General features: G+C 71.5%; 13 protein-coding genes. 5 read left to right on the top strand and 8 right to left on the bottom strand.

What is annotated here, in order from left to right; genetic code table 11:
- Positions 1-85 precede the first annotated feature (85 nt).
- From EST92_RS06930 to EST92_RS06915, 4 genes are all read left to right on the top strand, one after another.
- Positions 86-1000, top strand: coding sequence for a 5'-3' exonuclease (locus EST92_RS06930; RefSeq protein ID WP_129280068.1), 915 nt, complete (start codon positions 86-88; stop codon positions 998-1000).
- A 48-nt stretch (positions 1001-1048) separates the two neighbouring features.
- The gene (locus EST92_RS06925) at positions 1049-1915 is read left to right on the top strand and encodes a siderophore-interacting protein (protein WP_129280054.1); all 867 of its coding nucleotides are present in this window, start codon (positions 1049-1051) and stop codon (positions 1913-1915) included.
- Between the two features lie 303 nt (positions 1916-2218).
- Positions 2219-2857, top strand: coding sequence for a helix-turn-helix domain-containing protein (locus tag EST92_RS06920; RefSeq protein ID WP_129280053.1), 639 nt, complete (start codon positions 2219-2221; stop codon positions 2855-2857).
- Positions 2858-2859: 2 nt separating this feature from the next.
- A complete protein-coding gene (locus EST92_RS06915) occupies positions 2860-3594 on the top strand; it encodes an SRPBCC domain-containing protein (RefSeq protein WP_129280052.1) in 735 nt (244 codons plus the stop codon).
- Between the two features lie 101 nt (positions 3595-3695).
- Here EST92_RS06915 and EST92_RS06910 read toward each other — a convergent pair whose 3' ends face one another.
- Positions 3696-4052, bottom strand: coding sequence for an L-rhamnose mutarotase (locus EST92_RS06910; protein WP_129280051.1), 357 nt, complete (start codon positions 4050-4052; stop codon positions 3696-3698).
- A gap of 77 nt (positions 4053-4129) precedes the next feature.
- Positions 4130-6946, bottom strand: a complete 2817-nt coding sequence (locus EST92_RS06905; RefSeq protein ID WP_129280050.1) for a DEAD/DEAH box helicase — start codon at positions 6944-6946, stop codon at positions 4130-4132.
- A gap of 268 nt (positions 6947-7214) precedes the next feature.
- Here EST92_RS06905 and EST92_RS06900 point away from each other — a divergent pair, with 268 nt between their 5' ends.
- Positions 7215-7502: a hypothetical protein gene (locus EST92_RS06900; protein WP_129280049.1), complete on the top strand. Its 288-nt coding sequence runs from the start codon at positions 7215-7217 to the stop codon at positions 7500-7502.
- A 169-nt stretch (positions 7503-7671) separates the two neighbouring features.
- Here EST92_RS06900 and tatC read toward each other — a convergent pair whose 3' ends face one another.
- The 6 genes from tatC to EST92_RS06870 form a co-directional block, all read right to left on the bottom strand.
- Positions 7672-8631, bottom strand: coding sequence for a twin-arginine translocase subunit TatC (gene tatC, locus EST92_RS06895; protein WP_129280048.1), 960 nt, complete (start codon positions 8629-8631; stop codon positions 7672-7674).
- Positions 8632-8691: 60 nt separating this feature from the next.
- Positions 8692-8979 (bottom strand): Sec-independent protein translocase subunit TatA, encoded by a 288-nt coding sequence (gene tatA, locus EST92_RS06890; RefSeq protein WP_129280047.1) that lies wholly within the window; start codon positions 8977-8979, stop codon positions 8692-8694.
- A gap of 213 nt (positions 8980-9192) precedes the next feature.
- The gene (locus tag EST92_RS06885; RefSeq protein ID WP_129280046.1) at positions 9193-9396 is read right to left on the bottom strand and encodes a hypothetical protein; all 204 of its coding nucleotides are present in this window, start codon (positions 9394-9396) and stop codon (positions 9193-9195) included.
- Between the two features lie 16 nt (positions 9397-9412).
- Positions 9413-9673 (bottom strand): hypothetical protein, encoded by a 261-nt coding sequence (locus EST92_RS06880; RefSeq protein ID WP_129280045.1) that lies wholly within the window; start codon positions 9671-9673, stop codon positions 9413-9415.
- Between the two features lie 41 nt (positions 9674-9714).
- Positions 9715-10665: a WYL domain-containing protein gene (locus tag EST92_RS06875; RefSeq protein ID WP_129280044.1), complete on the bottom strand. Its 951-nt coding sequence runs from the start codon at positions 10663-10665 to the stop codon at positions 9715-9717.
- A 21-nt stretch (positions 10666-10686) separates the two neighbouring features.
- On the bottom strand, positions 10687-11655 hold the full coding sequence (locus tag EST92_RS06870) for a WYL domain-containing protein (protein WP_129280043.1): 969 nt from the start codon (positions 11653-11655) through the stop codon (positions 10687-10689).
- Positions 11656-11657 lie beyond the last annotated feature (2 nt).

Here is an 11657-nt window from a genome sequence, read left to right as displayed (position 1 = left end):
CTGTCCCAAACACAGCGGTGTTTTAGATCACATCTGTGTGACGTATGGGGCATACGGCATCATGCGGGATGTGACTCGACGCCTGATGCTCCTCGACACCGCCTCGCTCTACTTCCGCGCCTATTTCGGGGTACCGGAATCGGTCAGGGCCCCGGACGGCACTCCCGTGAACGCGGTACGCGGACTGCTGGACTTCATCGCCCGCCTCGTCCAGGACCACCACCCCGATGACCTGGTCGCCTGCATGGACTTCGACTGGCGCCCGCAGTGGCGGGTCGATCTGATCCCCTCGTACAAGGCCCACCGGGTCGCCGAGGAGGCTCCCGCCGGGTCCGCGGAGCCCGACGAGGAGGAGATCCCCGACACCCTCTCGCCGCAGGTCCCGGTCATCGAGGACGTCCTGGACGCCCTGGGCATCGCCCGTATCGGAGCGGCCGGCTACGAGGCCGACGACGTCATCGGGACCCTGACCGCCCGGGCGACCGGCCCGGTCGACATCGTCACCGGCGACCGCGACCTCTTCCAGCTCGTCGACGACCGGCGCGGCATCCGCGTCCTGTATCCGCTCAAGGGCGTCGGCACCCTCCAGGTCACCGACGAGGCGCTGCTGCGCGCGAAGTACGGCGTGGACGGCCCCGGTTACGCCGACCTGGCGCTGCTGCGCGGCGACCCCAGCGACGGCCTGCCCGGCGTACCGGGCATCGGCGAGAAGACCGCCGCCAAGCTGCTGGACGCCTACGGAGACCTGGCGGGCATCCTGGCCGCCGCGGCCGACCCGACCTCGAAGGTGACCCCCGTCCAGCGCACCCGGCTGCGGGAGGCAGGCCCGTACCTGGCGGTCGCGCCGAAGGTCGTGAAGGTGGCCACCGACGTGCCCGTCCCGGCCGTCGACCACACCCTCCCGGCCGAGCCGGCCGACCCCGAGCGGCTGGAAGCACTGGCCGCGCAGTGGGGTCTGGGCGGGGCGCTGCAGCGGCTGCTCCTCACACTGCGCCGGTGAACTGTTAAGTTAGGTAAACCTAACCATCACGCGTCAGGGGAGACCGCCGTGGCCACAGAGCGTCCGTCCCGCAAGAAGCCCACCGTGCACCGCGCCCGGGTACGGCGCACGGAGCGGCTCACCCCGCACATGGTCCGCGTGGTGCTGGGGGGTGAGGGGCCGGCGGAGCTGGCGGAGTTCTCGGCGGGCGAGTACGCCGACCACTACATCAAGCTGATCTTCCCGGTGCCCGGCGTGCAGTACCCCGAGCCGTTCGACATCGCACAGATCCGCGCCGACTTCCCGCGCACCCGGTGGCCCAGGACCCGTACCTACACCGTCCGGGCCTGGGATGCCGGCAGCCGTGAACTGACCGTGGATTTCGTGGTGCACGGCGACGAGGGCCTGGCCGGACCGTGGGCGGCCGCGGCACAGCCGGGCGACGAGGTCCTGTTCCTCGGCCCCGGCGGGGCCTACGCCCCGGACGCCGACGCCGACTGGCATCTGCTGGCGGGGGACGAGAGCGCCCTGCCGGCCATCGCGGCCTCGCTCGCCCGGATGCCCTCGGGGGCGCAGGTGCACGCCTTCATCGAGGTGGCGGGCCCGCAGGAGCGCCAGGACCTGACGGCCCCGGCCGACGCCGAGATCCACTGGCTGTACCGCGGCGACGCCCCCGTCGGCCGCGAACTGGTCGCGGCCGTCAGGGCGTTGGAGTTCCCGGCCGGCCAGGTCCAGGCGTTCGTGCACGGCGAGGCCGGCTTCGTGAAGGAGCTGCGCCGGCTGCTCCGCGTCGAGCGGGACGTCCCCCGCGAGGCGCTGTCCATCTCCGGCTACTGGCGCGCCGGCCATGACGAGGACGGCTGGCAGGCCTCCAAGCGCGACTGGAACCAGCAGGTCGAGGCCGAGCAGGAGTCCCCGGCAGCGACGGCCTCCTGACCTACGGGGCGGCAGCCCCGGCACGACGCGCCCCCCGCAGGCGCAGGCGTGGGTCACCCGCTTCCCCACGGGCCCGGAGCAACTCGACGTCAGCTCCGGGCCCTTGGCGTGCCGTGTGGGACTCGTGGCGCCGCCCCTCCCGGCCCGTGGCGCGCCCTTCCGGGCCTGGGGCGCGGCCCCTCGCCCGGCCCTCGCCGCCCACATCGCCCCCGTGCCACCACCAGGCCACCCGAGGTCACCCCTCCCTTCTCCGACAACATTCCATTCCTTGACAACAAAGTTTTTCGGTCGCACTCTGGTGGGGTGATCGATGTAGCAGTGATCGACGATCCGGCCGCCGCCGGGGTCTCGCTGGATCCGGTACGGGCGCGGCTGCTGGCCGTGCTCGCCGTGCCGGGTTCGGCGACGACGCTGGCCGCGCAGGTCGGCCTGTCCCGGCAGAAGGTCAACTACCACCTGCGGGCCCTGGAGCGGCACGGCCTGGTCGAGCTGGTCGAGGAGCGCCGCAAGGGCAACGTGACGGAGCGGATCGTGCAGGCGACAGCCGCGTCCTATGTGATCTCGCCCGCCGCGCTGGCCGCGGTCGCGCCCGACCCCGGCCGGGCGCCGGACCAGCTCTCCGCCCGCTGGCTGCTGGCCCTCGCGGCCCGTCTGGTGCGCGAGGTGGGCGAGCTCATCACGCGCGCGGCGAAGGCGCGGCAACGGCTGGCGACCTTCGCCGTCGACGGTGAGATCCGGTTCGCCTCGGCCGCCGACCGGGCCGCCTTCGCCGAGGAGCTCGGCGCGACCGTGAACCACCTCGTCGCCAAATACCACGACGACGGCGCGGCGGGCGGGCGCAAGCACCGGCTGATCGTCGCCCTGCACCCCAGCATCACCCGTGCCGCCGACGAACCCGCGCCGGACCCGGCACACCGGCCCACCGCACCGACCGAGGAGTAGGCATGCCCAGAGAGTTCGAGATCCGCCGGGAGGTCGTGCTGCCGGCCGCCCCCGAAGACGTCTTCGCGGCCGTCACCACCGGTACGGGGGCGTGGATGTTCCCCAAGGAGAAGGTCGCCGGCGTCGGGGGCAGCGACGCGGCGGACGACGCGGTCACCGTCTGGGAACCGCCGCACCGCTTCGAAGTCCGGATGGACGGTGAGGACGGCTGGTTCAACGCGCTGGAGTACGTCATCGAGGCCCGCGACGGCGGCACCGCCGTACTGCGGTACGTCCACAGCGGCGTGCTGAGCGACGACGACTGGGACGGCCAGTACGACGGCGCCTCCCTGCACACCGACTTCTACCTGCACACCCTCGGGCAGTACCTGAGGCACTTCACCGGCCGGCCGGCCGCCTTCGCCGACGTCCAGGGCCCGGCGGCATCGCTCACCCCCGACGGGTTCGAGCGGCTGCTGCGCGCCCTCGGCGTCACCGCCACGACGGCGGTGGGCGACCGGCTGCGCCTCGAACTGCCGGGCACGGCCCCGCTGGACGCGGTCGTCGACTACCGCACCGAGTACTTCCTCGGCCTGCGCACCGACGGCGGGCTGTACCGCTTCTTCGGGCGCAACGCCTTCAAGGCGCCGGTCGGCCTCACGCTCCATCTGTTCACCGGCGACACCGACGCCGAGAAGGCCGGACGGGCCTGGCAGAGCTGGCTGGACGGGGTGTACACGGCGGACGCCGCGGGCTGACCGCCCGCACCCGCGGCCCTGCCGCCGGCCCTCCATCGGCCCCCGCGGCGTGCGGCGTAGCGTTCGGCCGACGTCCCCGCCCGGGCAACACCCCGGGCGGCTCAGTCCTGGTGGAAGACCTCCCGCATCGGTGTCCACCACTCCCCCGGCACGGCTCCCGCGGTCTGTTCCTGGCACGGTTCGGTGAGCCGCCACCATCGCCGGGTCACGGGATCGGCGGCCATCGCGGCCATGTCGGCGGCGTAGTCGTCCCCGACGTACTCGGCGTACGAGAACAGCAGATCGCCCTCCAGGAAGATCGAGTAATTGCGGAGGTGGCAGGCGGTGATCGTGGCCAGTACCTCCGGCCAGACCTCCGCGTGCAGCCGCAGATACTCCGCACGGTGTTCCGGGCGCAGCCTGATGAGCCTTCCGAGGCGCCGCACCGGGGCGGCGCCCTCGTCGCTTGTCATCGTCATGGCGGCATCCTTCTCCCACCGCCCCGGCCGTCACACCCCGTCGCCCGCAGCTGCCTGCCCAGGACAGGCCGGCCGGCTCAGCCGACCGACGAATACGCCACCACGCCGCGCAGCACCCCGTCCATGGCGCGGCGGGCCGTGCGCGCCACCGTGCCCTCGGGCGGGGCCGCCGCCGCGATCTGACCGAGTATGTCGATCAGCTGCTTGCACCAGCGGACGAAGTCGCCGGCGGGCATCTCCGCGTCGCGGAGGACCTCGTCGAGCCCGAAGCCGGAGGCCCAGCGGTAGGCGGCCCAGGCGAAGCCGAGGTCCGGTTCGCGCTGGCCGACGCCCTCCGCCTGGTTGATCCGGTGAGTCTCCTCCAGGGCGTCCAGGCGGCCCCAGATACGGACCATCTCGCCCAGGGCCTCCCGGGCCCGGCCGGCCGGCAGCTTGGGCGCCACCGCGTCGTCCGCCTGGCGCGCCTCGTACACCAGCGCCGAGGCGCAGGCCGCCAGCTCCGCCGGGCCCAGCCCCTCCCAGACGCCCTCGCGCAGACACTCGCTGGCCAGCAGATCCAGTTCGCCGTAGAGCCGGGCGAGCCGGCGGCCCTCGTCGGTGACGGTGTCCCCTTCGAGGTAGTCGAGCTCGGTCAGCAGGGCGCAGATCCGGTCGAAGGTGCGGGCGATGGTATTCGTCCGTCCCTCGATGCGGCGCTCCAACTGGCGGGTGTCGCGCAGCAGTCGGTGGTAGCGCTCCGCCCAGCGGGCGTGGTCCTCGCGCTCGTCGCAGCCATGGCAGGGGTGCGCGCGCAGGGCCGTACGCAGCCGGGTGATCTCCCGGTCGTCGGCCGCCGCCGACCGGGGCTTGCGATGCCGCGACGGGACGAGGTGGCCGGCCTTCGTGCGCAGCGCGGACGCCAGATCGCGGCGCGACTGCGGACTGCGGGCGTTGAAGGACTTGGGGATGCGCATCCGGTCCAGCGCCTCCACCGGCACCGGGAAGTCGATCGAGGCCAGCCGCTTGACCTGCCGCTCGGCGGTCAGCACGAGCGGCCGCGGGCCGTCCTGCGCGTCGAAGCCGCGGTGGCCGTTCGTCCGCCCCGAGGGCATCCCGGGATCGAGGACCAGCGCCAGGCCCGCGAACTTGCCGGTGGGCACATGGATGACATCACCGGGCTTCAGCTTCTCCAGCGCCGCCGCGGCCGCCACCCGCCGCTGGGCCGCGCCCTGCCGGGCCAGCTCCGTCTCACGGTCCTTCAGCTCCCGCCGCAGCCGGGAGTATTCCGCGAAGTCGCCGAGGTGGCAGGTCATCGAGCCGCGGTAGCCCGCCAGCCCTTCCTCGTTCTTCTGCACCTGCCGCGAGATCCCGACCACCGACTTGTCGGCCTGGAACTGCGCGAAGGACATCTCCAGCAGCTCCCGCGAACGGTGGTGGCCGAACTGGGAGACGAGGTTGACCGCCATGTTGTACGACGGCTTGAAGGAGGACCGCAGCGGATAGGTACGCGTCCCGGCGAGCCCGGCGACCGCCCCCGGGTCCATCCCCCGCTGCCACAGCACGACCGCATGGCCCTCGATGTCGATGCCGCGGCGCCCGGCCCGGCCGGTCAGCTGGGTGTACTCGCCGGGGGTGATGTCGGCGTGCTGCTCGCCGTTCCACTTCACCAGCTTTTCCAACACCACCGACCGCGCGGGCATGTTGATGCCCAGCGCCAGCGTTTCGGTGGCGAAGACGGCCTTCACCAGACCCTTGACGAACAGCTCCTCGACGACCTCCTTGAACGTCGGCAGCATGCCGGCGTGATGCGCCGCGATGCCCCGCTCCAGGCCCTCCAACCACTCGAAGTAGCCCAGCACATGGAGGTCGTCGTCGGCGATCCCGGCCGTCCGCGCCTCCACTGTCCGGCGGACCTGCTCGCGGCCCTCCTGGTCGTTGAGCCGCAGGCCCGAATACAGGCACTGCTGGACGGCGGCCTCGCAGCCGGCCCGGCTGAAGATGAAGGTGATCGCGGGCAGCAGGCCCTCGTTGTCGAGGCGGTCGATGACCTCGGGCCGGCTCGGCGTCCAGATCCGGGACCGCTGCCGCCGCTCGCGCTCGCGGTCCGCCTCGCGCATCGTGCGGCCCCGGCGCTTGTCCCGGCCGAACGTCGGCCGGGAATTCTCCATCCGCGCCAGCCGCTCCAGATCGGGGTTGACCTCGCGGCGCCCGCCGTTCTGCCCGTCCCGCTCCTCGAACAGGTCGTATATCCGGCGGCCGGCGAGGACGTGCTGCCACAGCGGCACCGGGCGGTGCTCGGAGACGATCACCTCGGTGTCGCCCCGGACCGTGTCCAGCCAGTCGCCGAACTCCTCGGCGTTGGAGACCGTCGCCGACAGTGACACCAGCGTCACCGACTCCGGAAGATGGATGATCACCTCTTCCCAGACGGCCCCCCGGAAGCGGTCGGAGAGGTAGTGCACCTCGTCCATGACCACATAGCCGAGGCCGACCAGCGACTGCGAGCCGGCATAGAGCATGTTCCGCAGCACTTCGGTGGTCATCACGACCACCGGGGCTTCGGAGTTGACGCTGTTGTCGCCGGTCAGCAGACCGACCTTGCCGGCGCCGTAACGCTTGACCAGATCCTGGTACTTCTGGTTGGACAGCGCCTTGATGGGCGTGGTGTAGAAGCACTTGCGGCCCTGCTCCAGGGCCAGGTGGACGGCGAATTCGCCGACGATCGTCTTGCCGGATCCAGTGGGGGCCGCGACCAGCACGCCCTTGCCGGCCTCCAGCGCCTGGCACGCCTCGACCTGGAACGGATCCAGGCCGAAGTCGTACATCTCTCGGAAAGGGGCGAGTGCGGTGGCCTGCTCGGCCGCCCGGAGCTTGGCGGCGGCATAGCGCTCAGCAGGGGACATGTCCTCGGTCATCGTGTCTACGAGCCTACCGGCCACCTCTGACAACGACGCGATCTTTATGTCGGCCCTTTACCCGGCCCGGCCGCGGCCCCGGATACCAGGGTCCTGCACCCGCCGGTGGGGCGTGAAAACCGGTTGTCCCACCCACGAGAGCCCCATACGGTGATCTTGATCATTCCGCCTGCCGTGGGATCTCCCGTACGGCGCCCCACGACCAGGAGCGCCGCCGGCCGGCGGAGGACCGGGGCCGCACAGGCTCTGCGATACCGAAGGGGGAACGATGAACAAGCTGAAGGCAGCAGCGGTGGCGGCGACGCTCACCGTGACCGCGGTGGGGATTCCCATGGCGACGGCCGGCCCGGCCGCGGCCGCGGGTGTGAACAAGTGCGTCAAGGCGACCTGGCACCCGAGCAAGAACTCCGTGGACATCTACAACGGCTGCAACAAGGCGATCAAGGTACAGATCGCCGAGCGCTGGTGGCCGGACAGCGACTGCTACACGATCCGCTCCAAGGGCGAGCTCCACTACACGGGCACCGGCCAGCTACAGGGCATCAAGTACTGCTGAACTGGAGCCGGCCGGCGTAGACCCGTCTCCGCACGACCCCAGGACGGGCAGATCACAGTGAAGGGGTGGGGAGCCGCATCCGGCTCCCCACCCCCTTCTCTTCTTCTCTTCGTCTTCTCCGGTTCTCCAGCCGACCAGGGTGAACGGCTTTCGGCCCGCCGTCGTCGCGTCAGGTGACGTCGTCGAAGCCGCCGCGCTTGCCGTCGTCGCCCCGCGCCTGCTCCGGCAACGCCGCCGGTGCCGCCACCCGCTCGATCTCACCGATGTCCGCGGGCGTCAGATCAAGCTCGGATGCCTCGTCATCGGCCGGGCCCGCCGCGCTCCGTCGCGTCCGTCGGGCGTCATTGACCATGGCGACCCCGACCGCGCCGAAGTACAGCGCCACGATCGGAACGGCCAGGGCGAGCATGGTCAGCGGGTCGGTACTCGGTGTCGCGATCGCCGCGAAGACCGTGATGCCCATGACCATGGCCCGCCACCAGCCCAGCATGCGCCTGCCGCTGATGACCCCGGCGAAGTTCAGCATCGCCAGCAGCAGCGGCAGCTCGAAGGACAGGCCGAAGACGACGACCATGCGCGCGATCAGGTCGAGCAGCTTGTCCAGCGGGAGCAGGTTCCCGATACCGACCGGCGTGAAGTCGAGGAGCACCTTCGCCGTGGTCGGCAGCACCCGGTACGCAAAGTAGCCGCCGACCACGAACAGCGGGAAGCCCACACCCACGAAGCTGAGCGCGTACTTCTTCTCATGCCGGTGCAGACCCGGCGCGAGGAACGCCCAGAGCTGGTAGAGCCACACAGGCGCGGAGATGATGAGGCCCGCCACCAAGGAGACCTTCAGCGCGAGGGTGAAGGGGCCGAGCAGGTCCATCATCACGATGCTGGCGCACCGCGAACCGTCACCCTGCTTGGCGAGCTCGGTGAAGAGCGCGTTGCAGCCCACCGACTGCAGGACCGGCTTGGTGAAGAAGTTGATGATCTCTTCGTAGAAGAAGGCCGAGGCGACCGTCGCGACGACGATGCCCAGCATTCCCTTGGCCAGCCGGTTGCGGAGTTCCCGCAGGTGCTCCACGAGGGGCATCCGCCCCTCGGGATCCTTCACCTTGTTCTTTTGGGGGGCAGACTTGAGCAACCCACGTCCTCATCTCATGCAACGGGCAGCGGCCGGGCCGCTGCCGCAGACAAACCTCGGTCAGCGCTGCACGGTGTGATCGTTCTCTGCTACCGGCCGGGAGCTGCTCACGTCACCGGGCGCCGCCTTGATGGTGCGGGGCGCCTGCTGCGAGTCGGGGTGCGGCGGATCGGAGGGGGCCTCCTGCTGCTGTCCACCCTCGGACTTCATCGCCTTCGCCTCGCTCTTGAGGATGCGGGCGGACTTACCGAGCGAGCGAGCCATGTCGGGAAGCTTCTTGGCGCCGAACAGCAGGATCACGACGACCAGAATGAGAATGATCTCGGGAGCACCGATCTTTCCGAACATAAGCGTTTACCTTCTCACCGAGGCGGTTGGGATGGGACTACCTGACTTGGCCGGACATCCGTCCGCCCGCCGTACTTGCAGCGATCGTAACGTTCGCGGGTAAACGCAGGGCAACCCCTGCGCGCAATCCCGGCAGCCGGCGCCGCCTCGTGGACCGGCACTGACGAACAGCCTACCGCCCGCAGGAACGACTGATCGGGCGATGCACGCGTGCTACTCCGTTTCCCGCCGACGTGCCGCCGACGCCAACGGCAAGGCCGCCCGCTCAAGGTCCGCACTGGCCCGCTGGATCTGCTCGGAGGCCGCACCGACCTGACGGGCCAGCCGCCGTACCTCCGCGAAGACGCGGACGGCCAGGACGCCGAGCACGGCGATCCCGGCGAAGCCGAGGGCGATTGCGATCATGGGCCAGAGCATGGGACGAGCCTATCGGTCAGCCCGTGTGCAGCCGCAGCGTGCGGACCCCGCCGCCGGTGAGCAGCTCGACGATCCGCTCGCCGGCCGGTCTGCGCACCGCGCGCCGGCAGTCGGGGCAGGTGAAGGAGTAGAAGGTGGTACGGCTGCTGGCGCCGATCGCCAGCCGGAAGGCGTCCGAGGCGAGCTCGAAGCAGCCCCGGCAGTCCGGGCAGGCGGCCTTGAAGAGCACCGGCGCGGCCCGGCCCGCCAGGCCGGCGGTCACCTTCGTGGTCCTCATCCCTCGCTGCCTCCTCCTTCTCCCCGCGGTGGCCGCGGGGCTCACTCGCCGTACGCCGCGAGTGCCTGGTCGGCGGCCTGCCGTGCGCTGTCCGCGAGCGCCTGCGGCGCGACGATCCGGCCGTCCCCGCCCAGCCGCAGCGCCAGCCGCCGCAGCGAGGCCGGGTCGGGGGTGCGCAGGGTGATCCGCAGACCGCCGTCGGGCAGCTCCTCGGCGCTGTCGTGCGGGTAGTACTCGGCGACCCAGCGACCGCCGGGCCCGACCTCGATGGACACCTCGGGGTCCTCGGCCGCGGGCTGCACCAGGCCCTCCGAGAGATCACGCAGCTCGACCGGCGGCGGATCGGCCGGCGCGTCCAGCAGCTTGATCTCGGCGACCCGGTCGAGCCGGAAGGTGCGCCGGGCCTCCGAGAGCCGGCACCACGCCTCCATGTACGTATGGCCGACGGCGAACAGCCGGATCGGGTCGACCTCGCGCTCGGTCAGCTCGTCGCGCGCCGGGGAGTAGTAGCGCAGCCACAGCCGGCGCCGCTCGGCGATGGCGCGGTCGACGTCGGCGAAGACCCCGCCCTCGGACTCGAAGGTGACCGAGAGCCGGGAGCTGGCGCCGGCCGCCTCACCGGCCGCCGCCTCCAGCTTGGCGGTGGCCCGCAGCAGCGCCTGCCGGTCGCCCTCGCGCAGTCCGGGCAGGGTGGCCACCGCCCGGGCCGCGACCAGCAGCGCGGTCGCCTCATCGGCGGCCAGCCGCAGCGGCTCGGCGACATCGTCGGGGTTGTGCCACCAGATGCGGTCGCCGTCGGTGTCGATGTCCAGGAGGTCGCCGCCGCGGAAGCTCGTCCCGCACATCGGCAGGACGTCGAGGTCGGCGATCAGTTCGTCCTCGGTGATGCCGAAGGCGCGGGCGACATCGCCGACGCGGGCGCCGGGGCGCTCGCGCAGGTACGTCACCAGTGACAGCATCCGGCGGGTCTGGTCGATCGCGTTCGTAGCCATGGAGTCTGCGTCCCGTCCCTCTCAGCCCTTGGCCACGGCACGCAGCCGGTCGATGACCTCGGCGCGCAGTTCCGCGGGTTCCAGTACGACCACGTCGGGCCCGAACTCCACGAGCCAGGCGTCGAGTCCATGGCCGCTGGGGATCTCCAGCTCGTCCCAGCCGTCGCCCAGCGCGCGGACGGTGAGCGCACGGGCCCGCAGCGGATAGCCGTGCTCGGCCCGGAGTTTGATCCGGGCGGTGCCGGTGGCGGTCTCGCCGGCCCAGCTCTCGACGGTCTCGCGGACGGTGACGTGATCGGGCACCGGCGCGGTGAACTTCCCTTGCCGGGAACGGACCTTGCCGGTGATCCGGGAGAGCCTGAAGACCCGCTCCGCCTGGCGCTCGCGATCCCAGCCGGCGACGTACCAGTGGCCCCGCCAGCACTCCAGGATCCAGGGTTCGACCTGCCGCTGCTCGGGGTGCGCGGCCGTGGACTTGCGGTAGTCGAAGACGACCGGCCGGCGGTCCCGGCAGGCCAGCATCAGCGGCTCGAAGGCGGCCTCGTGGGCGGGGATCCGCGGCTCCAGCGCGCTGTGCGGCTGCCCGGCGTCGTAGTCCGCGCCCTCCCCGGCCAGGGGCATACCGGCCGCGCGCAGCTTCTGCAGGGCACCGGAGGCGGCGCCGGCCAGCCGGGCCTGCTGCCAGATCTTCGCGGCCAGCCCGAGGGCGGCGGCCTCCTCGGCGTCCAGGGTGATCGGGGGCAGGCGGTTGCTGTCGCGCCGGGCGAGATAGCCGACGTCGCCCTCGATGCCCTCGACGGTCTCGATGACCAGACCGAGCTCCCGCAGATCGTCCTTGTCCCGCTCGAACATGCGGTTGAAGGCATCGTCGTTGCCGGCCTCGATATAGGCCTCGATGGACGACCTGAGCTCGCGCTTGGTCAGCGGGCGTCGCGTCCCCAGCAGGCACAGCGCCAGGTTCATCAGCCGCTCGGCCTTGGCAATGGCCATCG

It is taken from the genome of Streptomyces sp. TM32 (assembly GCF_004122755.1).
GTDB lineage: Bacteria > Actinomycetota > Actinomycetes > Streptomycetales > Streptomycetaceae > Streptomyces > Streptomyces sioyaensis.
This window is presented reverse-complemented; position numbering and strand designations above follow the sequence as displayed.